Source organism: Actinacidiphila sp. bgisy145 (assembly GCF_057708125.1).
In genome coordinates, this window is the sequence record NZ_JBYIRL010000034.1 from 43,591 (window position 1) to 69,143 (window position 25,553).

Here is a 25,553-nt window from a genome sequence, read left to right on the forward strand (position 1 = left end):
CTCGAAGCCTGCTGGGGACAGCTCAGGCGCACACTTTCTCACACCGTCTGTTCACCCTCGTAGCCCTTTCTGGCAAAAGCATGCCTGGTCCTGGGCAGGGGAGTTCGGGACGCCGGGAGGGAGGATGCGCTGGTGGAGAGCAGGGGCCAGGGAGGCGGCAGGGGCGGTGCCGGGAGCGGTCAGGCAGCGCGTCTGTGCGGTGCGGCGGCGTTCGGAGCCGGTGTGTGATCACGGCGGTGCAGGGTTTGCTGCGAGGCGGCGTCGGGGGCGCCGCGTTCGAGGGCGTCCACTGCGTGTTCGGCGCCGACGACCTCCTCTCGGATCGCCGAGCAGGACCGGGCGATCAGGCGGGATACGTGCATCTGCGAGATGCCGAGCCGGTCGGCGATCATGCTCTGCGTCATTCCGTGGAAGAAGCGCAGGTAGAGGATCTGGCGTTCGCGCTCGGGAAGGCGGCACAGTTGCGGTTTGACCGCTTCGCGGTCGAGTACGACGTCGAGCGCGGGGTCGGGGGCGCCCAGAGTGTCGGCCAGGGACATGGGCCCGGAGTCCAGGGGTTGCCGGCACTGGGCGTCCAGCGACAGGGAGCTGAAGCTCTCCAGGGCTTCCAGGCCGGCGGCGGCTTCCTCCTCGGTGAGGCCGGCGTGCTCGGCGATCTCCCGGGCGGTGGGTTCGCGTCCCGGCCGGGTCTGGGTCAGCTCCTGGTGTGCGGCGCGGACGCGGGCTCGTAGGGCTTGGACGCGGCGCGGTACGTGCACCGACCACATGCAGTCGCGGAAGTGCCGTTTGATCTCGCCGTCTATGGTCGGCACCGCGTAGCTCTCGAAGGCGGTGCCGCGGTCGGGGTCGTACCGGCTCACGGCTTTGACCAGGCCGAGGGCGGCCACTTGGCGCAGGTCGTCCAGGGACTCGCCGCGGTTGCGGTAGCGCCCGGCCAGGCGGTGAGCCATCGGCAGCCACTCCGTGGCGATCTGCTGCCGAAGATGTTCCTTGGAGGCGCCGTCCGGCAGCCGGGCGAGCAAGCGGAACGCCTCGGCCGTGTCGGGGGCGTCGTCGTGCGGGTGCCGGCCCCGGGGGGAGGCGTGTGCGGATGTGTGACTGGAAGCGGGGACGGAAGAGGCCATCAATCACCAGCTCCTCGCGCTGCGACCCCTCAGGGATACGGTCGGTCACGGCCGGGGGAGGGGCCGAAGGTGGTGTGCCCGGTGAGATGTGTGACAAACCACCGTAAAAGGATCAAATAGTCAAAAGAGCGACCATCTGCGTGTGGCGCCCCTGGTCGGGCTGCGTGTGCGGCGCGGCCGTGCGCCGGGGTTCGTGTGCCGTAGTGCTTGCGGGTGCGGGGCGTGTGCGGAGAGCTCCGGGTGGGGCGTCAACACTCCTGTGTGCGGGGGGAGTTCGTCGCAGACTGGTGATGGCGGTACGCATCCGGGTCCGGCTGGACGCGGCCTTCCGCGCTTGGGGACTTTGCCAAGCCGAGTCCAGGATTTCGCCTGGACTGTGGAGATCGCCGAGGCGGGTCGTGATGTCCTGTACATGCCACATCGGACGACCTATGCGAGGTGCGCATGTCCCGCCCGTACATCCGTCCTGCCTGTCTGCTCGCCGCCGCCGCTCTGGTCGCGGGGGCTGCCGGAACCGCCGGTGCCGCCACGTCCGGTACTGCTGCGACCGCTTCTGCCTCGGTCGCCCCCTCGGCGGTCACCTACACCCTGGTCACCGAGCCGTCCGCCGGTTACGGCGCGATCTACAACCTGATCGGCTCGGCGACGACCAGCATCGACCTCACCATGTACGAACTGACCGACACCACCGCCGAGCAGGATCTCGTCGCCGCCGCCAAGCGCGGGGTGACGGTCCGGGTGATCCTCGACCAGAACCTGGAGAAGTCGAACAACACCGCGGCCTACACCTACCTCAATGCCAACGGCGTGCCCACGCACTGGGCTTCCACCACGTACGCCGCCACCCACCAGAAGACCCTCACGGTGGACGACGCCACCACCGCCATCATGAGTGGCAACCTGACCAGCCAGTACTACTCCACCAGCCGCGACTTCGCCGTCATCGAGAACAACTCCCTGGACGTCAAGGCGATCGAGAAGGTGTTCGCGGCCGACTACGCCGGTACCGCGATCACCCCGACCGACGGCGACCACCTGGTGTGGAGCCCGACCGACGCCCAGTCGAAGATCCTGGCGATCATCAACGGCGCCACCACCAGCCTGTCGGTGGAGAACGAGGAGATGGGCTACGCCACCGTCGTCACCGCGCTGGAGAACGCCGCCAAGCGCGGGGTGAACGTGGAGGTCACCATGACCAACGACGACAACGAGTACGCCGACGAGTTCGATGCCCTCACCGCGGCCGGCGTCCATGTGCACACCTACGCCTACACCGCGTCCCTGTACATCCACGCCAAGGCGATCGTCGCCGACTACGGCACCAGCGCCGCCACCGTGGACGTCGGCTCGCAGAACTTCTCCAACGCCTCCCTCAACAAGAACCGCGAGCTGGGCTTCATCACCACCTCCACGTCGATCATCTCCGGCATCAACACGGCGCTTGCCTCCGACTACGCGGGCGGCACGGCCTGGTCCTGATCCACGGGAGTGCGGGTCGGCGGTCGAACGGGGCTTGCGGACGGCGCGACTTCGCCGTGCGCGAGAATCCCACCGACGGCGCCGGGCACGGCCGCCGCGCACGACGGACCGGACAAGGAGCTGATCGCATGGCCACCGCCGACCTCGACGGAGTCGCCCTGAACTACGAGGTGACGGGCAAGGGGCCGCGGTTGCTGTTCCTCAACGGCTCCGGCGGGACGCTCGCCGAGGCGGCCGTGCTGATCATGCGCCTGTCCGGCCGGTTCGAGGTGGCCGCCTTCGACCAGCGCGGCATAGGCAGGTCCGGGCCCGCCGCCGGGCCGTACACCATGGCGGACCTGGGCGCGGACGCGCTGGCACTGGCCGACCACCTCGGCTGGCCGTCCTTCCGCGTGCTCGGGTTCAGCTTCGGCGGGATGGTGGCGCAGGAACTGGCCGTCACCCGGCCGGAGCGGGTGGAACGGTTGGCGCTGCTGTGCACGTCCTCCGGGGGCCGCGGCGGCTCCTCCTACCCGCTGCACACGCTGCCCCTGCTTCCGCCGGAGGAGCGGGTGGCCCGGTACACGAGCATCCTCGACACCCGCTTCTCCGCCGAGTGGCTGGCCGCCCACCCCGGCGACCGCGCCGTGGTCGAGTCGATGCGCGGGCGGCTGGCGTCGGACCGGCCGGCCGGCGTACAGCGGGGCGAGGAACTCCAGATGAGGGCCCGAGCCGCGCACGACGTGTACGACCGGCTCGCAGCCGTCACCTGCCCGACGCTGGTCGCCGCCGGGCGCTACGACGGCATCGCCCCGGTCGCCAACAGCGAGGCCATCGCCCGGGCTGTCCCGGACGCCGAGCTGCGGGTCTTCGAGGGCGGACACATCTTTCCCTTCCAGGACCCCGGCGCGCTTCCGGCCGTGATCGACTTCCTCGCACGGTGACGCCCTCGGGCGGGCCGCCACGATCCGGGATGTAGCCGCAGCAACCGCGTCAACAGCGGCCTTGGGGGCTGAAACCAGCCATCTGAGGCAACGGTTCGCCAGGTCGGAAATCGCCATAAAAGCGAAAAAAGAGGATGAAATGACTCCGTGCGTGGCCTGCGGGCTCTCGCTGTGGTGCCCCCGGCAGGACTCGAACCTGCGGCCAAGTGCTTAGAAGGCACCTGCTCTATCCACTGAGCTACGGGGGCCGGACAGTGGCCGCGGCTGTCTCCGCCCCTGGGTGGTTCCGTGACCTCGTACCGGGGTCAAGGATAGGGCGACAGATGCCCGCTGCCGCATGCTTCACCCGCGTGACACGTTGTGGAGGTTCGGTGAAGCGGTCCGATAATCCCAGGTGACCACTGAAGCCGCATCGCTTTTGACGGGTCGAAATGCTGCTGTTGTGCACTCGTTATGCCGGTGGCTCATTCCGTCCCCTGGTCCACATGCGTCCCATCGGGGTCTCGTGGCGGGCGAATAGGGCAAACCCGCTCGAATACGCTTCAAAATCACGCCAATATGGGGCATTGTGCCATTGTGGTGATCTTGGACGTACGGCCCGAGCTGCTTGATGCGCTGTCCGCACTGCGTGATGGTGTCGACGCCGCGCGCTTCCCCTTCCCACTGCCCGGGGCCGAACGGGCTCGCCGGACCCGGCAGGAGCTGCTCACCCAGCTCGACGACTACCTCGTCCCCCGGTTGAAAGCCCCGGAAGCGCCGCTCCTCGCGGTCGTCGGAGGGTCCACGGGGGCGGGAAAGTCCACCCTCGTCAACTCGCTGGTCGGCCGCCGGATCAGCCCCTCCGGGGTGCTGCGTCCCACCACCCGCACACCGGTGCTCGTCTGCCACCCCGAGGACCGGGCGTGGTTCGCGGACCCCCGGGTGCTGCCGGGGCTGGCCCGCATCTGGTCCGTCCGTCAGCGCTCCCGGGCGGACGAGGACGGACCGGACCGCTCCGACGCCGAGCGCCTCGGACCGGAGCGGGCCGAACTCCGTCTGGAGGCGGACGACTCCCTGCCCCGCGGCCTCGCCCTCCTCGACGCCCCTGACATCGACTCGCTGGTCAGCCACAACCGCGAACTCGCCGCCGAACTGATCTGCGCCGCTGACATCTGGATTCTCGTCACGACCGCCTCCCGCTACGCCGACGCCCTGCCCTGGCACCTGCTGCGCGCCGCCAAGGAGTACGACGTCACCCTCGCCACCGTCCTGGACCGGGTCCCGCACCAGGTCGTCGAGGACATCAGCCGCCACTACAGTGCCCTGCTCGCCAAAGCCGGGCTCGGTGACGTGCCCCGCTTCACCGTGCCGGAACTGCCCGAGTCGGCTGCCGGCGCCGGCCTGCTGCCGCAGACCACCGTCGCCTCGCTGCGCGCCTGGCTGGCGCACTGCGCCGAGGACCCCGCCGCGCGGCAGCACGCCGCCCGCCGCACCGCCGTCGGCACCCTCGACTCGATGAACGAGCGACTGCCCGCGCTGGCCGCCGCCTCCGCCGCCCAGCATGCGGCCGCCCAGCGGCTGACCCGCGCCGCCGAGGAATCCTACGAGCAGGCCGCATCCCGCACCGCGGCCGCGATCGAGGAGGGCAGCCCACTCGCCGGAGAGGCGCTGGCGTACTGGCAGAGTTATCCGGCCTGCGGCCCCGACGCGCTCCAGCGCGCCCTGGCCGAGGAACTGGCCGCCCTGCTGCGCACCGAGACCGACGCCGCCGACGACCGCGTGGCCGAGGCGTGGCAGCGCGAGCCGGCCGGAGCCGCGCTGCTCGACGAACCCACCTCCCGCCCCGACCGGGACCGGGTGGCCGTCGCGGCCCGGATCGACAAGGGAGTACGGCGCTGGCGGCGCGGTGTGACCGAGCTCGCCTACACCGAGGCCCGTGCCGCCCGCTCCGCCGACCGGCCGGCCACCGACCCGGAGGACATCGCCGCACTCCTCGCCACGGTGCTGCTCGGCGGCAGGGCCGGTCGGCCGGCCGGCGAGCAACTGGCCGAAACCCTCGGCGCCCAGGCCGCCGTACGGCTGCGCGACGCCGCCCGCGCCCTGCTCGACGACGCCGTCGCCGGACTGCTGTCCCGCGAACGCGAACGCCGGCTCGCGCCCATCGACGGCTACGACGTCACCGCCGGACAGCAGTCCGCCCTGATCGCCGCCCTGTCCGTACTGCAGAAGGAGAGGTGAACCCGGTGGCCACCAGCCCCTCGGCCCTGGACGACCCGAACGCATCAGCCGAGCCGACGGTGGCCGACCCGCTGACCGTGCGGGTCGAAGCCCTCGGCGAACTGCTCGGCCTGTCCAGGACCCGGATCAGCCCGGACGAGCTGGCCGACAGCAGCGAGCTGCTCGCCCGGGTCGGCGAGCGGCGGCGGCTGTCGCTCGACCACACCGTGGTCGCCGTGGCAGGGGCTACCGGCAGTGGCAAGTCCACGCTCTTCAACGAGCTGACCGGGCTCGAACTGTCCGCCACAGGTGTGCGCAGGCCCACCACCTCACGACCGGTCTCCTGCGCGTGGCAGCCGGAGCGGGCGGCGGGACTGCTCGACCGGCTGGGTGTGGCGCCGCAGGACCGCTACGCCCGCTACGGGTTGCGGGACACCTCGGCCCCGGCGTCCGGGGAGGCAGGCGCGGCAGCCGAGGCGGACGCGGAAGCACCGGCCGACGGGCGGGACGAGAAGTATCCCGGTGGCCAGGCGCCCTGTCTGCCCGGCCAGGCCGCGGCCGCGGACGACGCTTCCCACTGTGCAGTTGGCGACAGCGCCGAGATCGGTGGCGACCTCGGTGCTGCCAAGGAGCTGAGCCTCGACGGGCTGGTGCTGATCGACCTCCCCGACCACGACTCCGCCGCCCCCGGGCACCGCGAGCAGGTGGACCGCCTGCTGCGGCTGGTGGACGTCGTCGTGTGGGTGCTGGACCCGGAGAAGTACGCCGACGCGGCACTGCACGAGCGGTATCTGCGGCCTCTGGCGGGGCACGCCGATGTCACCGTGCTGGTGCTGAACCAGGTCGACCGCCTCCCGGGGGACACGGCCGACCTCGTCCTCGACGACCTGCGGCGGCTGCTCGACGAGGACGGGCTGGCGGTCGGCGAGCACGGCGAAGCGGGGGCCGTCGTGCTCGCCGCCTCCGCGCTCACCGGGCAGGGCGTGCCGGACCTGCGCGCCGTGCTGGCCCAGATCGTCTCCGAACGCGCCGCTGCGGGGCGGCGGTTGGCGGCGGACATGGACCGCGTGGCGAGCGGGCTTCAGCCGCTCTACGTCGGTGAGGGCGGCGCCGGGCTCACCGATCCGGCGCGTGAGGAGTTCGTCGACCGGCTCGCGGACGCGGTGGGAGCGGCCGGCGCCGGTCAGTCGGCGGAAAAGGAGTGGGCGAGTGCCGCATGGGACGCCTGCGGCACTCCGTGGAGTCGACTGTTGGGGGAACGGGCCGGAGCCGCGAGCTGTTCCCGTTTCGCCCGGAAAATGACCGGTTCACTCGGTCGAGGGAAAACGGTGCCGCGGCAGCCCATTGCCCGCCCGTCCGTTGTCCGCGCGCCCGCGCGTGCGGGCGCGGACAAGGAGGAAGTGCCGGCGCGGCCGACGGCGTCGCGGCCGGTGATCGACGAGGCGGTGCGCGGACTTGCGGCCGACGCCGCGCGCGGACTGCCCGCGCCGTGGGCCAGGGCGGTGCGCGACGCGGCACGGCGGGGCGGGGAAGGGCTGCCGGCGGCGCTCGACGCCGCGGCGGTCCGGGCCCGGCCGCGCACGCCGGAGCGGCCCGGCTGGTGGTCCGTGGCCGCGGCCGTGCAGTGGCTGCTGATGGCGCTCGCGCTGGCCGGGGTGGTCTGCCTGTCCGCGGTCGGCTCCGGCTCGCTGGACATGTCGTGGTGGCCGCCGCTCGTCACGGTCGCGGTGGGCGGGCTCGGCGGTCCACTGATCTCCGGCACCTGCCGGATCGCCGCGCGCGGACCGGCCAGGAGGTACGGCCAGGCCGCCGAGCGGCGGCTGCGGGATGCGGCGGCCGACTGCGGTCGGGCCCGGGTCCTCGAACCGGTCGCGGCCGAGTTGATGCGTTACCGCGAGGTGCGCGAGCAGTACGCGGTCGTGGCAGGCTCCGCTCCGGCGCCCGCCCGGCTCGTCCCGGCCGGCAGGTCCGCGGAGGGCTCGACCGGTGCGCCGCTGCCGCTCGGGCGGGCTGTGGAGCGCTCGTCTCACTCGTCCGGGTGACGAAGTTATCCACAACAGGCGGGCTATCCACATTTTCCGGATCTTTTTTCCTCAGTCGTCCGATTTCGCGCAAGATGGTCTTGCCGCGTTCCACACGGGAGTGCGGCGGACGAAAGGAATGCGCGATGAACGAGACGCTGGTGACGGTTGTGGGAAATGTCGCGACCGAGCCCGAGAGCCAGGTGACGGCCACCGGTCTGGTCGTGACCCGTTTTCGGCTCGCGACCACCACGCGGCGCTGGGACGCCGAGCGCGGCGCCTGGACCGACGGCGCGACGAGCTTCTACACCGTGCGTGCGTGGCGGAACCTCGGAAGCAATGTGAAGGAGTCCGTCTGCCTCGGTGAACCGCTGGTCGTGCAGGGCCGGTTGCGGATCAGGGAGGACGAGAAGGACGGCCGCCGCTATCTCGCGGCGGAGCTGGAGGCGGTGGCGATCGGGCACGACCTCGCCCGCGGTGTGGCACGATTCAGCCGTTCCGGCGGCCGCGGCGGGGCGAGCGCAGGTGCGGGGGCGGAAGTCCGGCCGTCCGCACCGGAGTTGACGGCTGCGGTGCCGTGAGCGGGGCTGACGTGGGCCGTACGGCGTGCGAGCGGCGGGTGAATACGCGCGGGTATTCGTGGCGTGAATTGTGTCAATGATTTATCGACAATGACGGAGACACGCCCTTCGCGCATAACGATTGAGATTCGAATGCCGCTCGGGCGGCTCTCGACTGTGGGGATCACATGCGCGGTTCCTAGGATTTCGGCGTTCGTATGTACGGGGGCTCGGCACAGGCGGGGTCAACCCCTTCATCACGACCAGGTACCTCGCCCGGAGGGGAAAATTCATGTTCAACACCTACAGACGGGGTGCTGCCCGCTTCGCGGCGGCCGGTGTCACGGCCGGCCTGCTCGCGGCCGGCGTGTTCGCCGGCGCGACCACGGCCGCCGCCGACGGCGGCAACTCCGGTGACAGCACAGCCACCACGACGTCCGGCGGCGCGACCGGCAAGCTCGGCGAGCTCGCACCGGGCATGTACGGCGGCGCGACCGTGACCGACAAGAGCGGCAAGTCCGCTCCCGAGCTGGCCGGCCTGTTCCAGCTGAAGCTCGACGACGGCACCAGCGTCTACACCTACTGCATCGACCTCTACAGGGGCGCCGACACCAGCGGCAACGCCGTCTACCACGAGGTCCCCTGGAGCGCGACGTCCCTGACCCAGGAGGGCCGGGACAAGGACGTGGCCGGGAAGATCACCTGGATACTCCAGCACTCCTTCCCGACGGTCAACGACCTCGGCGCGCTGGCGACCACCGCGGGATCGGGTCCGCTGACCAAGGAGTCGGCCGCGGCCGGCACCCAGGTCGCGATCTGGCGGCTCTCCGACGACCCGAAGGCCGCCGCGAACGACCCGGCCGCGGAGAAGCTGGCGGACTACCTCGACCAGTCCGCGCAGGCCGTCGCGGAGCCGTCGCCGTCGCTGGAGCTGACTCCGCCGTCGGTGTCCGGCAAGTCCGGCGGGCGGATCGGCCCGATCACCGCGCACACCAGCGCGACCGGTGCCCAGGCGGTCCTGGCCGCTGACGCGCCCGACGGCGTGAAGCTCGTCGACGGTGACGGCAAGCCGGTCACGTCGGTCTCGGACGGCAGCCAGCTGTACTTCGACGTGCCCGCGGGCACCAAGGAGGGCAGCACCTCGGTGACGGTGTCCGCGACGACCAGCGTGCCGGTCGGTCGCGCCTTCGCGGGTACCAACTCCAAGACCAACGGCCCGAGCCAGACCATGATCCTGGCCGGCACCAGCCAGTCGGAGATCAAGGCCACCGCGACGGCCACGTGGGCGGACCAGGGCCCGATACCGGCGCTGTCGGCGCAGGTGAACTGCTCCAAGTCCGGTGTGGACGTCAGTGCCAGCAACAAGGGCGACGAGTCCTTCACCTTCACGCTGGAGGGGAAGACCTACACCATCGCCCCCGGCGAGTCGCAGACGATCACGGTCCCCGTCGCCGAGGACCAGGGCTACAAGATCGACATCGCGCTGCCCGACAAGTCGGTGAAGACGTTCAAGGGCGTGCTGGACTGCAAGGCGGCCACCGCGCCGCCGACCATTCCGGCGACCAACCAGCCCAGCCCGGCGTCCGCGTCCGACACCGGCAACCTCGCCGAGACCGGTAGCAGCAGCGCCACCCCGATGATCGCGGGCATAGCGGTCGCCCTCGTGGTGGTCGGTGGGGGAGCGGTCTTCTTCTTCCGCCGCAACGCGCGCAAGAACTCCGCCGCCTGATCGGTGTGAGCCGGCTGGACGGGCGGGCGCGCCTGTCCGTCCAGCCCGCCTGACTGCCCGGTCCCGCCTGACCGCCCGGTCCGGCCGGGCCCGGGACGGTCAGGCCCGGTCGGCGCAGGCACGGCAGTCCCAGGCTCGGCCGGCTCCGGTGCGGCCGAACCGGTTGGACCGGCTCCGCCGGGGCCGGACCGGGCCGCGGGGACGGGCAGGGCGGGCCGGGAACGGTTCGGGTACGGGGCGGGGCTGACCTACCCGTTCGCCCCCTGGGGTGGACGGCTGGCAAGATGGGGCGTATCTGCCCTCACGCGGCGGAGCCGCACATTGGCCCTTCTCGATTGCCGGACGGTTTCTCTTGGCTGAGTACATCTACACGATGCGCAAGACGCGTAAGGCGCACGGCGACAAGGTCATCCTCGATGATGTGACGCTGAGCTTCCTGCCGGGCGCGAAGATCGGTGTGGTCGGCCCGAACGGCGCCGGTAAGTCCACCGTGCTGAAGATCATGGCGGGGCTGGAGCAGCCGTCGAACGGGGACGCGTTCCTGTCGCCGGGCTACAGCGTGGGGATGCTGCTCCAGGAGCCGCCGCTCGACGAGTCGAAGACGGTCCTGGAGAACGTGCAGGACGGCGTCGCGGAGACGAAGGCGCAGCTCGACCGGTTCAACGAGATCGCCGAGCAGATGGCGACGGACTACTCCGACGCGCTGCTGGAGGAGATGGGCAAGCTCCAGGAGCAGCTGGACCACTCGAACGCGTGGGACCTGGACGCTCAGCTGGAGCAGGCGATGGACGCGCTCGGCTGCCCCCCCGGGGACTGGCCGGTGACGAACCTGTCCGGTGGCGAGAAGCGCCGGGTGGCGCTGTGCAAGCTGCTGCTGGAGGCGCCGGACCTGCTGCTGCTGGACGAGCCGACCAACCACCTCGACGCGGAGTCGGTGCAGTGGCTGGAGCAGCACCTGGCGAAGTACCCGGGCACCGTGGTGGCCGTGACCCACGACCGGTACTTCCTGGACAACGTCGCGCAGTGGATTCTTGAGCTGGACCGCGGCCGGGCGCTGCCGTACGAGGGCAACTACTCGACGTACCTGGAGAACAAGGCATCCCGGCTGAAGGTCGAGGGGCAGAAGGACGCCAAGCGGCAGAAGCGCCTGAAGGAGGAGTTGGAGTGGGTCCGCTCCAACGCCAAGGGGCGGCAGGCCAAGTCGAAGGCCCGACTGGCCAGGTACGAGGAGATGGCCGCCGAGGCCGACAAGATGCGGAAGCTGGACTTCGAGGAGATCCAGATCCCGCCGGGTCCGCGGCTCGGGTCGGTCGTGGTCGAGGTGGACCACCTGCACAAGGCGTTCGGCGAGAAGGTGCTGATCGACGACCTGTCGTTCACGTTGCCGCGCAACGGCATCGTCGGCGTCATCGGGCCGAACGGCGCCGGCAAGACCACGCTGTTCAAGATGCTGCAGGGCCTGGAGCAGGCGGACTCCGGCACCATCAAGGTCGGCGAGACGGTGAAGATCTCGTACGTGGACCAGGGCCGGGCGAACATTGACCCGAAGAAGACGCTGTGGGAGGTCGTCTCGGACGGCCTGGACTACATCAACGTCGGACAGGTGGAGATGCCGTCGCGGGCGTACGTGTCGGCGTTCGGCTTCAAGGGCCCGGACCAGCAGAAGCCGTCCGGGGTGCTGTCCGGTGGTGAGCGCAACCGGCTCAACCTGGCGCTGACCCTCAAGCAGGGCGGGAACCTGCTGCTGCTCGACGAGCCGACCAACGACCTCGACGTGGAGACGCTGTCGTCGCTGGAGAACGCGCTGCTGGAGTTCCCGGGTGCGGCTGTGGTCGTCTCCCACGACCGGTGGTTCCTGGACCGGGTGGCGACGCACATCCTGGCGTACGAGGGCGACTCGAAGTGGTTCTGGTTCGAGGGCAACTTCGAGTCGTACGAGAAGAACAAGGTCGAGCGGCTGGGGCCGGACGCGGCGCGCCCGCACCGGGCCACGTACAAGAAGCTGACGCGCGGCTGATGGCCCGGCACGTCTTCCGCTGTCCGCTGCGCTGGGGCGACATGGACGCGTACGGGCACGTCAACAACGTGCTGTTCCTGCGGTATCTGGAGGAAGCGCGGATCGACCTGATGTTCCGGCTGGCGGACAGGGAAGGCGGGGGCACGTTCTCGGGCGGGTCGGTGGTGGCCCGGCACGAGATCGACTACCTGCGGCCTCTGGTGCACCGGTACGAGCCGGTGGCGATCGAGACGTGGGTGGACAGCATCAACGCCGCGTCGATGACGGTCAGGTACGAGGTGAAGGACGACGAGGCGGTGTACGCGCGGGCGGCGACGGTCGTGGTGCCGTACCTGCTGGCCGAGCAGCGGCCGCGGCGGATCACCGAGGAGGAGCGGGCGTTCCTGGAGCGCTACCGCGACGAGGGGGCCGTGGTCGGGTGAGCGTGCGGCTCGGCTTCGCCGAGGGACCGGGCGGGGCGGCGGTGGTGGAGGCCGACCTCGCCGCGTTCCTGGGGCGGTTGGTGAGGTGGGACAAGGCCGCGGTGGTGCGGTTGCGTTCCGCGGCCGGGGAGGCGGCGCTCGGCGTGTTCGGGCAGCCGCCGTTCGGCGGGGTGCTGGCGGTCAAGAGCCTGGCGCTCGGCGGCGACGGGATAGCGGCGGCGGTGGACGCGACGGTGTCGGCCGGGCAGTTGCTGGAGGCGGTCGGGGAGGCGGTCGGGGGCGGACGGTTCACGGTGCCGCCGTCCGTCACGGGTCCGGCCTGGGCCGGGCTGCTGCCGCCGCGGGAGGGCTGGCGGCGGGTCGCGGAGCTGGAGGCGGCCGTCGTACGGGAGGTCGCGGCGAGGGCGGTCGCGGAGTTCCGGGCGCGGACGGAGGCGCTGGTGCCGGAGCGGCGTTCCCGGGCGGAGCTGGACGCGCTCGCCGAGGAGCTCTGGAGCCGGCCGCTGCCCGGCGGCGGGGCCGGGGTGACCCTGCGCGTGGTGCATGCCGCCCACGCGCTCGGGTTCCTGCCCGCGCGGCGTTCCGGCGAGGCCGCGGGCGAGGCGGTCGCGGTGCTCGCGGCCGGCCCGTGGCTGCGGTTGCGCACCGGCTACGGCTCGGTGGCGACGCGCTCGGCGTCCGGGGCGTCCGGGCTGACGGTCTCGCCTTCCTGACCGGCCGCCGGCGCGGCCCTACTGCTCCGGGCGGTCCGGCCAGACCCCGATGTGGTCCTGTTCCAGCTCCAGCAGCACCCGGGAGCGGTTGGGCGGCGCCCCGCTGACGATCCAGGTCAGCGGTGTCGACCACGCGGTCTCCGGCTCCGTCCGGCGCACGGTGGCCATCCGCGAGTCGGTGCGGCGTATGTCGCAATCCGATCGTGATGGTCCGGCCAGCGGACGGATCGGGCGCCGCCGAGGGGACGGCCGGGGGGACACGGGGGCAGAGGGGGGCCGGCGGCCGGGGTCAGCCGGGGGTGTTGACCATGGAGGCGGCGGCGTAGACGAGGTAGTCCCAGAGCTGGCGTTCCTGGTCGCCGGGGAGCTGGAGCTCGTCGACGGCGGCGCGCATGTGGCGCAGCCAGGCGTCGTGGGCGGCGCGGTCGACGGCGAAGGGCATGTGCCGCATCCGCAGCCGCGGGTGGCCGCGCTCGTCGCTGTAGGTGCGCGGGCCGCCCCAGTACTGCATCAGGAACAGGGTGAGGCGCTCCTCGGCCGGGCCGAGGTCCTCCTCGGGGTACATCGCCCGCAGCTCGGGGTCGTCGGCGACGCCCAGGTAGAAGCGGTGTACGAGGCGGCGGAAGGTCTCCTCGCCGCCGACGAGTTCGTAGAACGTCTGCTGCTGCAACTCGCCGCGCCGGATCTCATTCACCCTTCCATCGTCGCAGACGCGGCGCCCGCTCCCGAAGGGAAGGGAAGCGGGAAGGGGCGGGCGGAAGGCCGGCAGGCGGGGCGGTTCGTGTCGGCGGGCCTTCCGGCGCACCATGGAGGTATGGCCGGGACCTGGCCGGAGGACGGGCGCTACTGGCGCCACGGGCAGCGGTACGAGCAGCGGCACGCCGCCGCCCCGGGGGAGCTGCGGGCCCGGATGGTCGACCGGATCGTGGCCGGGGGCGGCCTGACCGACCCCGCCTGGCGGGCGGCCTTCGCCGAGGTCCCGCGGGAGCTGTTCGTGCTGGAGGAGGGCGAGGAGCGCACCGGGCGGCTGCTCGCCGGGGCCTACGAGGACCGGCCGATCGCCACCCGTGTCGTCGGCGGCGAACTGGTCTCCTCCAGCAGCCAGCCGTCGCTGATGGCGCTGATGTGCCAGGCGCTGGAGGTGCACGGCGGGGAACGGGTGCTGGAGATCGGCGCGGGCACCGGCTACAACGCGGCGCTGATGGCCCACCGGCTCGGCCCCGGCACGGTCACCACGATCGACCTGGAGCCGGAGATCACGGCCGCGGCCCGCGCCCACCTGGACGCGTACGGCACCGAGGCGGCCCGCTCGGTCGAGGTGGTCACCGGCGACGGCGCGTTCGGCCACCCGCCGGGCGCCCCGTACCAGCGGGTCATGGCGACCTGCGAGCTGCCGTCGGTGCCGCCGGCGTGGCTGGAGCAGTGCGTGCCGGGCGGGCTGGTGCTGCTGCCGCTGGCCGCGGGGCTGGTGGCGCTGACGGTGTACGGTCCCGGGCGCGCGCAGGGGCGGTTCCTGGACACTCCCGCGTACTTCGTGCCGCTGCGGGGCGCGGTCGGCGCGCCGGCCGGGGCACCCGAACACGGCCTGGCCGCACGGGTGTTCGGCGGGGGCGCGGACCGGACCCGCTACGGCCTGACCGTGGACGGGACGCACCAGTGGATCTGGCGGGACCGCCCCGACGGCCCGCTGACCTGGCCGCTCACCGGCGGTTGACCGGCGGCCGGCCGGCCGGCTTGCGCGGGCGGCGCTCAGGCCCTGCGCAGCGTGATCGTCGTCCACGCGCCGACGTGCACCCGGTCCCCTTCGGCGAGCGGCACCGGCAGGTAGGGCCGGATGGACTCCTCGGCGAGGTTGACGGTGGTCCCGTTCGTCGAGTCCTGGTCGACCACCGACCAGGAGCCGTCGGGCTGCTGGACCAGCACCGCGTGGTGGTGCGAGACCCCCGGGTCCTCCGGGGAGCGGGACAGGTCGATGTCGGGCGCCTCGCCGGTGCTGTGCCGGCGGCGGCCGATCGTGACCTGGTGCCCGGTGAGCGGCAGCTCCACCTCGGGGGAGAACGCCGGGAAGTACAGCTGCCCGGCGTCCGGGCCGCTGCGGGCCATCATCGCGGTGAAGTACGCCCGGTCCGCCGCGATCACCGCCACCCAGCCGGCGCTGGTGCCCGCGGCCGCGGAGGACGACCGGCCGCTGCTGGTGGAGCCGGTCGGGCCGCTCCCGGTGCCGCCGGTGTCCGAGCGCCGGGCGGGCCTGGACGGCGGCTCCAGCTCGAAGTCCCCCGAGCCGGAGCCGACCGTGACCGAGCCGTCCGGCACCGACTCCGCCGGGCGGTTGACCTGCGAGGGCCGCGAGGCCTGCGAGTCCTCCCGCTGGTACGGCGGGTAGTCGGGCGGCGGGACCGGCTGCGGAACCGGCTGCGGAACCGGCTGCGACGGCACCACGGTCGGCGTGTGGGTGAGGAAGTTGTAGCGGCAGCCCTCGCAGAACAGCGCCGCCCCCTCCCGCGGTGTCCCGCAGCTCGGGCAGTGTTCGCCGCCCTCGCCCTCGCCGCCGAAACCGGGGGGCGAGGGCGAGGACGGCGGCGTCGAGTACGGCGAGGACGAGGACGACGTCGCGGAGGACGCCGGCCGCGATCCCGCGGCCGGTGCCGTCAACAGCACGCCGCAGACCTCGCACCAGTCGGTGGCGCTGTTCTGATGGCCGTTGGCACAGATCGGCATGGTGTCGGCTCCCCCTCCGCCGGGTTCGGGCGGCTCCAAAGGTTGTGCGCGAGCACGTTGTACCCGATGGCTACTTCTTCACGCGTACGGTCTTCGTCGACCGCGTTTCCAGGGTCATCTCGTCCGCGTCGGCGACCTTGGGCTTCAACCGCACAGTACCGTTCGCGGCGTCGACCACGTCCACCACCTTGGCCAGCAGCTTGGCGGTGTCCTCGTTGCCGGAGGCGTTGGCGAGCTGCACCGCGCGGCCCAGCTTGGCCGTGGCGGAGTCCATGTCCCCGGACTTGCGGGCCTCCAGGCCCTGCTGGATCACCTGCGCCAGCTCGGCCTGCCCGGTGTAGTGGGCGACCTGCGGGCTGATCCGGGTGGAGGCCGCCATGTCGTCGGTGCCCAGCGCCCGCACCAGGCCCTGCGCCAGCACCTGCGTGCTGCCGTCGGGCTCCGGGAGCACCAGCGAGACCCGCGCGGCGAGCATCTCCTGGCCGACGACGACCGGCGGCACCTTCACACAGACGTGGTAGTCGCGCGACTCGTCGCCCCATGACCCGGTCGGGTAGTCCCCGATCCGCGGGCCGGCCTGCGTCCGCCGCCCGGTCAGGTCCTCCACGGTGGGCGCGACCTGCTTGACGAAGGCGATCTCGGCGTTCTGCGGGGTCCACACCCGCAGGCTCACGTCGGCGACCTCCTTGCCCATCGCGTTCTCCATCATCGCCTGGAAGTCCGCGGCCAGACCGGCCGGGTCGGCGACGATGTCCACCGAGCCGAGCAGCGCCGAGGCGATCCCGGTGACCTCCTTGACCTCCCAGTCCGTGCCGACCCCGCGCGCGTCGCAGGTGAAGCGGCCGGCACAGTGGTCCAGTGCGCCGCGCAGGTCCTCCGGCTTCTCGTGCTCGTTGCGGCCGTCGGTGAGCAGGATGCCGTGCCGTATCGCGACGTCGGAGCCGGACAGCAGCCGGTCGGCCAGCCGCAGCCAGGTCCCGATCGCGGTGCCGCCGCCCGAGGTGAGCTTGCGCAGCGCCTGCTTGGCCTGCGCGCGGGTGTGCGCGTCGGCCACCGCCAGGCCGCCGTCGGCCGGGTAGACCTCGCGGGCCTGGTGGGTGCCGGCCACCACCGCGAACGACACCCCGTCGCGCAGCGTGTCGATGGCGGCCGCGGTCGCGTCCCGGGCGTTGCGCATCTTCGTCGGCGGGTACTCCATCGAGCCGGAGCAGTCGACCATGATGACCACACCGGCCGACGGCGCGCCGCCCGGCAGCGGCAGGCCGCCGGACGTGCCGCCGCCGGTCGAGGTCACCGTGACGATCGCGTTGACCTCGCGGCCGCCCTCGGGCAGGTACGCGTTCTGGTAGACGTCCACGGAGAACTGCGGCACGTTCGACTTCGAAAGACTGGGCATCGCTTCCTGTACTCCTTCACGCTGTGCTCGTCCGCCCCCGCCGTGCGCGGTGCGCCTGCGCGCCGCGCCCGGACCGGCTACGCGGAGGGTGATCCTGCCCCTGCGGCCGCTGCCGGGAACGGCAGCACCGCGACCGTTACGTTGTCGTGGCCGCCCCCGTCCAGCGCCATGCCGAGCAGCGAACGCGCGCTCGCCAGCGGCCTGGTGCGGGCGTCGGCCGGTACCGCCTCGGCCATCTCCGCGGCCGACTCGGCGTAGTTCCACAGCCCGTCGGTGCACACCACGACCACGCCCGGGCACTCCGGCTGGAAGGCGGCCACGTGCGGGTCGACCTCCGCGGCGTCCGCGCCGAGCCAGCCGGTGATCGCGTGGGCGCGCGCGTCGGCGTACGCCTCGGCCTCCGACATCAGCCCGGCCTCGACCATCCGCGCCGCCCACGAGTCGTCCTCGGTGAGGCGGGCGGCGGGCCGCTCGCGGTCGTCGGGCACCCAGTACGCGCGGCTGTCGCCGATCCAGCCGACGGTGAAGACCTGGCCGGTGACGACCGCGCTGACGTAGGTGCACGCCGGGGAGTTGCGGTGGATCGGCTCCTTGGGCTCCTCCGCGGCGAGCGCGCCGACCGCGTCGAAGGCGGTCAGCAGCGCCTCGCGCATCGCGTCGTCGGGCGCGGTGCCGCGTTCCAGGGCAGCGACCAGGGCGTCGCTGCCCGCGGTGGCCGCGGCGGCGGAGGCGTCGTCGGGGCGGTACGCGGTGGACACGCCGTCGCACACCACGGCCGCGACGGCGGCGGCGCCCCCCGGCAGGGCGGCGGTGGCCAGGGCGAAGGCGTCCTCGTTGCGGTGGTGGCGCAGCCCGCGGTCGCTGACCGCGGCGACGCCCGCCAACTCCCGTTCCTGGTGGTCGCGCTGGCGGGGCTGGGCGTGCCCGCAGTGCTCGCAGTAGCCGTCGTCGTCCACGCCGCCGACGCCGCAGGCCACGCAGACCGGGCCGGACGGTGCCTCCGGGTGGCCGCTGCCCGTGCTGTCCTTGCCCGTACCGCCGCTGCCCGTACCCCGGTTGCCCGTGGCGCCGGTGCTGTCGGCGCCGTGGGCGGAGAAGCCGAGCGGGAGTGTGGCGTCGGAGGAGGGCGGCGGGGAGGCGGCACCCCGCGGGGGAGCGAGCACGAAGGAGCTGGTGGTGTCGCCGCCGCCCGAACCGCCCGCGTCGTGCGAGCTGCCCGCGCCGTCCGAACCGCCCTCGCCGTCCGCCCCGGCCGCCGGCTCCCCGGCGGCCTCCGGGGAGACTGGCGCGACCGGCGGCGGCGCGCTCAGATCGCGGCCGCAGGCACCGCAGAACCGGTCCCCGGGGTCGTGCGGTTCGGAGCAGCCCGGGCAGATCGCCGGGCGGGCCGCGGGCGCCTTGTGCGCCGACTCGGGCAGTGGTGGCATCGGTTCACACCCAGGTCCTGGGGCGGAAGCGGTTGGCCCGCTCCACCAGTTCGATCCTCGTACCGGTCTGGCCGGCCAGCCGGGCGAGCACCCGGTAGGACCGCTCCAGGCCGAACCGCAGTCCGCGCTCGTCCAGCGCGACGCCGAGCAGCGGCACCGCGGGCGCGCCCTCCGCACCCCCCGCGCCGGCCCGGCCGGCCAGCTGCCAGTCCAGCGCGCTGCCGTACACCTCGGTGGCGAGCTGTTCGCGGCGGTCGTGGTCCAGGCCCTGCCGCTGGAGGGCCTCGACCTGGTGGGCCGCGGAGTACAGGTCCGGCAGCAGCGGTTCCTGCGGGCCCCGGTCGCGCAGCCGGGCCCGGACGGCGGCCACCCGGGCGGCGGTGTAGTGGATGGACGACTCGGGCACCGACTCCAGCGCGCGCACCGCCCCGGCCCGGTCGCCGGACTTCAGCAGCACCCGGGCCAGCCCGAAGGCCGCGCTGACGTAGCTGTGGTCGGTGGTCCACACCAGGCGGTAGTACTCGGCGGCGTTGTCGAGCTGCCCGAGTACCTCCGCGCAGATGCCCAGCGCCAGCTTCGGCGCGGGCTCGCCGGGGAACGCGTCGTAGACCGCGTCGAAGCTGAGCGCCGCGGTGGCGTGGTCGGCGGTGCACAGCGCGACCAGGCCGCGGTGCCAGACCACTCGCCAGTCGGCGCTGTCCTCGGACTCGTCGAGGCCGCGCAGCACTTCGCGGGCGCCCGGCAGGTCGTCCAGCTCCAGGTGGGCCCGCACCGCGCGCAGCCGCTTCTCCACGGAGTCGACCGGCGCGGACCGGAGCGCGGCCACCGCCTCGCCGGGTGCCGCGGCCGCTATGCCGGCCAGGAAGCCGGCGTTGGGGTCGGCGGTGTCGACGTGCGGGACGGGCAGCGCCAGGACGGCCGCGGCCGCGTCGAGCCGGGAGACGATCGGCCGCCCGGGAACGGGAACGGGGACGGCGCCGGGGACGGAGCCGGGCCCGGGAAGGGGGCCGCCGCCCGCCGCACCGGGTACGGCCGGGGCGCCCGCGGGTCCGGCCTGCGCCGGGATCGCCCGCCTGCCCCGGTCCACGCGGGGCCGGCGCGGCGCGTCCGGCGGCCGCGACGCGCCCAGCCGCGAGGTGTCACCGGTCAGCGGCCGCACCAACTCCGTGTCCACCACCCGCAGTTCCGGCCCGAACAGGGTGGACAGCGCCGGGCGCGGGGTGCCCGACTCCAGGGCGACGACCTCGCGCAGCACCCCCAGCAGCTGGTCGGACATCTCCTCGGCCGAGGAGAACCGCTTGTGCGGGTCCGGGTCGGTGGCGCGCACCAGCAGCCGGTAGAACGACTCGTAGCGCTGGAAGACCTCGATCTTGTCGGGGTCGGGCAGGCTGTCGACGAAGATGTTGCTGTAGCCCTGGAAGTCGAAGGTCAGCACGGCCAGGGTGCGGGCGACGGTGTACAGGTCGGAGGCGACGGACGGGCCGACCTCCGCGATCTCCGGCGCCTGGTAGCCGACCGTGCCGTAGATCGCCGACTCGGTGTCGTCCATGCGGCGCACCGCGCCCATGTCGATCAGTTCGAGCCGGTCCTCGGTCTGGATCGCGTTGTCCACCTTGAAGTCGCAGTACAGCAGGTTGCGGCTGTGCAGGTGGCCGAGCGCGTCCAGCGCCTCGATGGCGAACGCGATCGCCTGGGCGACCGGCAGCGGTTCGCGCCTGCCGTCGGGGGTGCGGCGCTCGTTGGCGATCTGCTTGAGCGACTTGCCGCCGACGTACGCCATGACGATGTAGCCGTCGAGGGTGCCGGTGCGCTGGTCGAGGTGCTCGACGAAGTTGTAGATCCGCACGATGTTGGGGTGCTCGATCTCGGCGAGGAAGCGCCGCTCGGAGACCGCGGCGGCCAGCGCGTCCTCGTCGCCGGTGTCGAGCAGGCCCTTGAGCACGACCCAGCGGTTGGCGACCGCGCGGTCCCGGGCGAGGTAGATCCAGCCGAGGCCGCCGTGCGCGATGCAGCCCGCCACGTCGTACTGGCCGCGCACCACGTCGCCCGGGCGCAGCTTGGGCGTGAAGGAGTACGGGTGCCCGCACTTGGTGCAGTAGCCCTCGGTGCGGCCGGGCCGCCCCTCGCGGCTGCGGCCCACCGGCGCCCCGCACTCGCCCTTGCTGCAGAAGCGCTTGCGCTCGGGCACCTCGGGGTTGGCCAGCACGGCGGCGGCCGGGTCGGCCCGCGGCACCGTGGGTACGGGGACCAGGCCGGCGCCCAGCTTGCCGCGGGTGGGGCCGGAGCCGCTGCCGCGGGTGCTGCGCACGGACACCGAGCGGCCGGTGGAGCTGCCGGCGAGGGACTGGGAGAGCCGCCCAGAGACCGAGCGGCGGGAGGCCTGGGAGGAGCGCGAGGAGCGGGAGGAGGGTGCGGAGGGTGCGGAGGACGTGCCGGGGACGGAGGTGCCGCCCGAGCCGCCGGAGCCGCCCGAGCCCGTACCGAAGCCTGCACCGGAGCCTGAGCCGCCGGCCGCACCCGATCCCGCGCCCGCACCCGCGCTGCCCACCGGGGCGGCCGGTGGCGCGGCCGCGGCCGGAGCCAGCCCGCAGGTGTCGCAGTACAGGTCGCCGCCGCCCATGTCCTCCAAGGTCCCGCCGCAGCCGGGTCGCTGGCACTCGCTCACGGTCTCCCCCTCAGCCTTCCCTGTTTCTGTCCCGGTCCCTGACTGCCGCTGCCGCACTGCCGCTCATGATGCCGACCGGTACGCCGGTCGTGGTGACGCTGCCGATTCTCGCGCGCCGGCCCGCGATCGCACGCGAGCCCGCATTCGTAGACGTGTCCGAGGCAGTCCCCGATGCCGCAACCGAGGCCGTCCCCGGTGCCGTCCCCGCGGGCCCCTTCATGCCGGGCTCCGGTCGGTGGGGGTGCGCGGGGTGCCGCCCAGGTCGGTGACGGCCTGCTGGTAGCGGCGCACCGCCCGTTCGGCCGCGCCCAGGTCGCAGGGCGCGGTCCACAGCAACCGCCGTGCCTGGTCGTACCGTTCGATCAGCACCGGGTCCTCGGCCATGCCGAGCCGGGCCACCTTCGCGCGGTAGGCGTCGAGGCGGCCGCGCAGTTCCGCCCGGACCGCCAGCGGGGCGGTGACCGCGGTCAACGACTCGCGGGCGCGCAGCAGTTCCTCGTCCGCGTGGCCCTCCAGGCTGTCGAGCAGCGGGGAGAGCCGGTGCCACTGCGCGGTGCGGGCGAACTCCTCGGCCGCGGCTAGCCGTTCGTGCAGTGCGGCGGCCGGGCCGCTGACCGCGGGCACGTCGGAGGCGAGGATCTTCGAGAGCACCTCCACCCGGGCGCCGCGCGCCTCGGTGAGGGTGCGGTCGGCCCGTGACATCACGTCCCGCAGCCGCCCGAGCCGGTGCTCGGCGTCGTCGCGCACGTGCAGCACCGCCTCGACCTCGCGCCGGATCTCCTCCAGCCTCCGCCCCGCGTCGTCGTAGCCCGAGGTGTCGGGGCGGCCGGGGGCCGGCCGCGGGTTCCAGAAGGCCAGCGGGTCGGCCACCGTACGGGCCCGCAGCTCCTTCAACTCCGCTACCAGCGCCTCCAATTCGTCCCCGGCGGGGTGCTCGCCCGGGCGGACGCCCACCGAGTGGGCCAGTGAGCGCACCCGCTGCGTCTCGGCGGCCAGCAGGTCGATCCTGGCCGGCAGCGCGGACCACACCGCGTCCGCGGCGGCCACCGTCTCCATGGCCTGGTCGTACCAGGTGTTCATCCGGCGGACCAGCTCGTCCAGGCTCAACTGCTCGGTGGTGCGGGCCGGTCCGGTCAGCGAGCGCTCGTGGTCCGGCACGGCCGCGCCGACCACGGTGATGCCGTCGCCGCGCAACAGCTCGGTGAGCCTGGCCAGTTCGGTCTGGGTCGGCCAGCGGCGGCGGGCCCGCAGCTCGCGGGCTGTGTCCAGCGCGGCGGTGTACGCGTCGAAGTGCGCCCACAGCGCGGTGATCGCCGTGTCGGTGCGCTCCCACCGCTCCTTGGTGACGCCGGTCAGCTCGGCGCCTTCGAGCAGTCTGCGCCCGGAGTGGTCCTGGAGGGCGAGCAGGGAGGTCTCGACGGCTTCGTGCTCGGCGCCGAGCCGTTCCAGCGCAAGATCGACATCCTCCCGGCCCATGACCGGGCCGGAGGCTCCCGCGACCGCCATCACACCCTCTTTCTCTTCCCGTCCGCCGGTCGGCCTTACTGGTACGTCCTACGGGTACGTCCTGCTGATATGTCCTACCGGGCGCTTCCTGCCGCTACTTGTACGTCGGCGCCGGCGGTCCGGTGACCCCCGGCAGGTCCTTGGCGAGCCAGGTCTCGTACGCGTGCATCCAGGCGCTGTCCGCGCCGCCCGCCTCATAGGCCGCCAGCACCTGGTTGACCCGGCGCACCAGGTCCTGGTCGTCCAGGTTCATGGCCACACCGTACGGCTCCTTGGTGACCGGTTGGCCGACGAGGTGCACCGTCGGGTCCTGCGCGGCCTGTCCGGCGGCGAGCGCGTTGTCGGTGAACACCGCGTCGACCTGGCCGAGTTGGAGCAGCACCAGGCAGTCGAGCTGGTTGTCGACGGTGGTGACGCGCGCGCCGTGGGCGCCCTGCTGGAGTTTCGCGTACCCGGTCGAGCCGCTGGCGGTGCACACCCGCTTGCCGGCCAGGCTGTCGTCGAAGCCGGTGATCGCGGAGTCCTTGGGCACCAGCAGCTGCTGGCCCGCCTCGAAGTAGGCGATGGAGAACGCGACCTGCTTCAGCCGGTCGCAGGTGATCGACATGGTGCGCACCACCATGTCGACCTTGTGGTCCTGTATGTCCGGCACCCGCTTGTCGGTCGGCACGGTCAGGTACTGCACCTTCGCCGAACTGCCCAGGATGTTCTGGGCGATGGCCTTGACGATGTCGATGTCGAAGCCCGTGATGGCGCCGGTCTCCGGGTCGCGGAAGCCCCACAGGTAGCTGTTCTGGTCCACGCCGACGATGAGCCGGCCGCGCTTCCTGATCCGCTCCACGGCGGCGCCGTCGGTGCTGCCGGACGACGGCGACAGGCTCGCCTCGGGCGTGGCGCAGCTGCCGGCGTCGGTGGCGGCGGCGTCCTGGACGTGCACGGTCCGGCCCGTGGCGACCCCCGGGGTGTCCCCGGCGGCCGAACCGCCGCCGAGCGGCCCCACGCCCAGCGGGCCCAGCGCCGCCGTGACGGTCAGCGCGCACGCCGCCGCCATCGCCGCGACCCCGCCCCATCCGCGTGCTGTACGGCTCATCGCGACCTCCCTGCTCCCGGCCCGGCCGGACCGGCCCCGCCCCGGGGTACGTGTGTCCGTGCGCATGGCGCTCACCGGTACTCCGACAGGCGCCGCCCGACGCCGATGACCGCCGCGCCCGCGGCGAGCAGCGCGAGCACCCCGGCGCCGACCGGCAGCAGGGCGAGCGCGCCGCGCCCGTCCGTCGCGGCCTGGTGGAACTCCTGCTGCTCCTGCGCGACGGCCCTGCCCAGGCTGGTGTCGACCGCGTCGAAGGTCTGCGCGGTGGTCTCGGTGACGGTGGCGCCGCTGCTCTTCTTCCCGCCGATCACCTCGGCAACCGCGGTGGTGTAGTCGCCGCTGTCGTCGGCCGACCGCTCGTCGGTGTGGCGCTGCCGCCACTCGGCCACGTTCGCGATCGCGGAGCGCACCGGGGCGCGCCCGGCCTCCTTGTCGGCCAGCGCCAGTGCCTGCGCCAACTCGCTGCCCCGGCCCGCCTGGTCGCCTGCGGCCGGCCCGGCCAGCGCGTCCATCTCCTTGCTGAAGCTCTCCTCGTACGCGTCGCCCGAACCGCGCGCGACCAGCGTCAGGTTCTCGTCGCCGCGGGCCTGGAGCACGTCGGTCCTGGCGTTGTTGAGCACCTGCATCGACTGCGCGCCGTGGTGGTAGGAGTCCGTGAGGTCGGTACGGGCCACGGTGTGCGCGGCGACCAGCCACAGCAGCACCACCGATGTCGCCGCCGTCGCGGTCAGCATGCCCTGGTTGAACACCCGGTTGGTGCGGCGGTAGTGCCGCCGCTGCGCCCACACCAGCGTGCCCAGCGCGATCACCCCCAGCGCCCACGACGCGTACGGCAGGGCCTTCGCGTCGGCGTAGTCGGCGCCGAGCCGGCCGTTCTCCGCCTGGTAGAGCTTGTCGGCCGCGTCCAGCAGGCCGCCCTGCTTGCGCATCTGCTGGTCGGCGTAGCGCAGGTAGGCGCCGCCGAGCGGCAGGCCCTGCCGGTTGTCGGCCTGCGCGGTCGCCACCAGCTCGGTGTAGTGCGGGAGTTGGCTGTTGAGGGCGGCGATCTGGGTGCGCGCCTCCTTGGACCCGGCGCTGTTCGCGGCGGCGTCGGCGATGAGTTCGGCGGCGGTGGTGATGTCCCTCTGGTAGCGGTCGGAGACCGCCTTCGGCTCCTCGCCGCCGACGAGGAAGCCGCCCGCGACGGTGGCGTCCGCGTCGGCGAGGGACCGGTAGATCTCGGCGGCGTTGGCGCTGAGCGGGCCGCTGTGGTCGATCACGTTGCCCGCCGCGGACTGCCGTTCGGCGACCTGCCACGCGGTGACGGCGCCGAAGGCGACCACGACGACGGCCAGTACCGCGCCGACCACGCGCAGCCGGCCCGGCTCCGTGGTGGCCGCCGCGCGCACCCGGGTGAGGGACTCCCGCCAGGCGGCGCGGCGCGGGGCGTGCGCAGCCGGCGGCAACGGGTGGGCGGGGGCGCCCTGGTGGCCCCGCGCCTGGCCCGGTACCGGCGCCGGCACCTGTGCCGTGCCCGTGGTGTTGCCGGTTGGCGTCTGCGTCACGCACCCTCCCCACAGAGCGTTCG

The 25,553-nt window shown here is 73.0% G+C and carries 20 protein-coding genes and 1 tRNA gene; 10 read left to right on the forward strand and 11 right to left on the reverse strand.

Features of this window, described 5'->3' with window-relative positions; all coding sequences use genetic code 11:
- Positions 1 to 179: 179 nt before the first annotated feature.
- A complete protein-coding gene (locus tag AC3ERT_RS27180; protein ID WP_435177309.1) occupies positions 180 to 1,124 on the reverse strand; it encodes a SigB/SigF/SigG family RNA polymerase sigma factor in 945 nt (314 codons plus the stop codon).
- 444 nt (positions 1,125 to 1,568) lie between these two features.
- Here AC3ERT_RS27180 and AC3ERT_RS27185 point away from each other — a divergent pair, with 444 nt between their 5' ends.
- Both AC3ERT_RS27185 and AC3ERT_RS27190 read left to right on the forward strand, forming a co-directional pair.
- Complete coding sequence (locus tag AC3ERT_RS27185; RefSeq protein WP_435177311.1) at positions 1,569 to 2,603, forward strand: phospholipase D-like domain-containing protein; 1,035 nt, start codon at positions 1,569 to 1,571, stop codon at positions 2,601 to 2,603.
- A gap of 128 nt (positions 2,604 to 2,731) precedes the next feature.
- The gene (locus AC3ERT_RS27190; protein WP_435136387.1) at positions 2,732 to 3,526 is read left to right on the forward strand and encodes an alpha/beta fold hydrolase; all 795 of its coding nucleotides are present in this window, start codon (positions 2,732 to 2,734) and stop codon (positions 3,524 to 3,526) included.
- Positions 3,527 to 3,698: 172 nt separating this feature from the next.
- On the opposite strand, the gene AC3ERT_RS27195 is transcribed toward AC3ERT_RS27190, so the two are convergent.
- Positions 3,699 to 3,774: transfer RNA gene (locus AC3ERT_RS27195), tRNA-Arg, on the reverse strand.
- 328 nt (positions 3,775 to 4,102) lie between these two features.
- Between AC3ERT_RS27195 and AC3ERT_RS27200 the strand changes: the two genes are divergently transcribed.
- From AC3ERT_RS27200 to AC3ERT_RS27230, 7 genes are all read left to right on the forward strand, one after another.
- Positions 4,103 to 5,743, forward strand: a complete 1,641-nt coding sequence (locus AC3ERT_RS27200; RefSeq protein ID WP_435136384.1) for a dynamin family protein — start codon at positions 4,103 to 4,105, stop codon at positions 5,741 to 5,743.
- A gap of 5 nt (positions 5,744 to 5,748) precedes the next feature.
- A complete protein-coding gene (locus AC3ERT_RS27205) occupies positions 5,749 to 7,764 on the forward strand; it encodes a dynamin family protein (RefSeq protein WP_435177313.1) in 2,016 nt (671 codons plus the stop codon).
- A 125-nt stretch (positions 7,765 to 7,889) separates the two neighbouring features.
- Positions 7,890 to 8,324, forward strand: coding sequence for a single-stranded DNA-binding protein (locus AC3ERT_RS27210; protein WP_335977967.1), 435 nt, complete (start codon positions 7,890 to 7,892; stop codon positions 8,322 to 8,324).
- A gap of 271 nt (positions 8,325 to 8,595) precedes the next feature.
- Positions 8,596 to 10,032, forward strand: a complete 1,437-nt coding sequence (locus tag AC3ERT_RS27215) for an LAETG motif-containing sortase-dependent surface protein (protein ID WP_335977970.1) — start codon at positions 8,596 to 8,598, stop codon at positions 10,030 to 10,032.
- Between the two features lie 352 nt (positions 10,033 to 10,384).
- Positions 10,385 to 12,049: an energy-dependent translational throttle protein EttA gene (gene ettA, locus AC3ERT_RS27220; protein ID WP_335977971.1), complete on the forward strand. Its 1,665-nt coding sequence runs from the start codon at positions 10,385 to 10,387 to the stop codon at positions 12,047 to 12,049.
- A complete protein-coding gene (locus AC3ERT_RS27225) occupies positions 12,049 to 12,471 on the forward strand; it encodes an acyl-CoA thioesterase (RefSeq protein WP_335977972.1) in 423 nt (140 codons plus the stop codon). The genes ettA and AC3ERT_RS27225 overlap by 1 nt, the downstream gene beginning before the upstream one ends.
- Positions 12,468 to 13,184 (forward strand): DUF8185 domain-containing protein, encoded by a 717-nt coding sequence (locus tag AC3ERT_RS27230; RefSeq protein WP_335977974.1) that lies wholly within the window; start codon positions 12,468 to 12,470, stop codon positions 13,182 to 13,184. The genes AC3ERT_RS27225 and AC3ERT_RS27230 overlap by 4 nt, the downstream gene beginning before the upstream one ends.
- An 18-nt stretch (positions 13,185 to 13,202) precedes the next feature.
- On the opposite strand, the gene AC3ERT_RS27235 is transcribed toward AC3ERT_RS27230, so the two are convergent.
- Positions 13,203 to 13,352 carry a hypothetical protein gene (locus AC3ERT_RS27235; RefSeq protein ID WP_435177316.1) on the reverse strand — a complete coding sequence of 50 codons (150 nt, stop codon included), beginning with the start codon at positions 13,350 to 13,352 and terminating at the stop codon, positions 13,203 to 13,205.
- Positions 13,353 to 13,473: 121 nt separating this feature from the next.
- Positions 13,474 to 13,878 carry a globin gene (locus AC3ERT_RS27240; protein WP_335977981.1) on the reverse strand — a complete coding sequence of 135 codons (405 nt, stop codon included), beginning with the start codon at positions 13,876 to 13,878 and terminating at the stop codon, positions 13,474 to 13,476.
- Between the two features lie 120 nt (positions 13,879 to 13,998).
- On the opposite strand from AC3ERT_RS27240, the gene AC3ERT_RS27245 reads away from it, so the two are divergent.
- Positions 13,999 to 14,898, forward strand: coding sequence for a methyltransferase domain-containing protein (locus tag AC3ERT_RS27245; protein ID WP_435177318.1), 900 nt, complete (start codon positions 13,999 to 14,001; stop codon positions 14,896 to 14,898).
- A 35-nt stretch (positions 14,899 to 14,933) separates the two neighbouring features.
- On the opposite strand, the gene AC3ERT_RS27250 is transcribed toward AC3ERT_RS27245, so the two are convergent.
- The 7 genes from AC3ERT_RS27250 to AC3ERT_RS27280 all read right to left on the reverse strand — a co-directional run bounded on the left by AC3ERT_RS27250 (position 14,934) and on the right by AC3ERT_RS27280 (position 25,530).
- Entirely contained in the window at positions 14,934 to 15,902 is a 969-nt protein-coding gene (locus AC3ERT_RS27250; RefSeq protein ID WP_335977982.1) for an FHA domain-containing protein, read from the reverse strand.
- 70 nt (positions 15,903 to 15,972) lie between these two features.
- Positions 15,973 to 17,298 carry a vWA domain-containing protein gene (locus tag AC3ERT_RS27255; protein ID WP_335977984.1) on the reverse strand — a complete coding sequence of 442 codons (1,326 nt, stop codon included), beginning with the start codon at positions 17,296 to 17,298 and terminating at the stop codon, positions 15,973 to 15,975.
- A gap of 77 nt (positions 17,299 to 17,375) precedes the next feature.
- Entirely contained in the window at positions 17,376 to 18,725 is a 1,350-nt protein-coding gene (locus AC3ERT_RS27260; RefSeq protein ID WP_435177321.1) for a protein phosphatase 2C domain-containing protein, read from the reverse strand.
- Between the two features lie 4 nt (positions 18,726 to 18,729).
- A complete protein-coding gene (locus AC3ERT_RS27265) occupies positions 18,730 to 21,345 on the reverse strand; it encodes a serine/threonine-protein kinase (protein ID WP_435177366.1) in 2,616 nt (871 codons plus the stop codon).
- A gap of 261 nt (positions 21,346 to 21,606) precedes the next feature.
- Complete coding sequence (locus AC3ERT_RS27270; protein WP_435177323.1) at positions 21,607 to 22,896, reverse strand: hypothetical protein; 1,290 nt, start codon at positions 22,894 to 22,896, stop codon at positions 21,607 to 21,609.
- A gap of 94 nt (positions 22,897 to 22,990) precedes the next feature.
- Positions 22,991 to 23,986, reverse strand: a complete 996-nt coding sequence (locus tag AC3ERT_RS27275; protein ID WP_435177325.1) for a glutamate ABC transporter substrate-binding protein — start codon at positions 23,984 to 23,986, stop codon at positions 22,991 to 22,993.
- A gap of 71 nt (positions 23,987 to 24,057) precedes the next feature.
- A complete protein-coding gene (locus AC3ERT_RS27280; protein ID WP_435177327.1) occupies positions 24,058 to 25,530 on the reverse strand; it encodes a hypothetical protein in 1,473 nt (490 codons plus the stop codon).
- Positions 25,531 to 25,553: the final 23 nt, after the last annotated feature.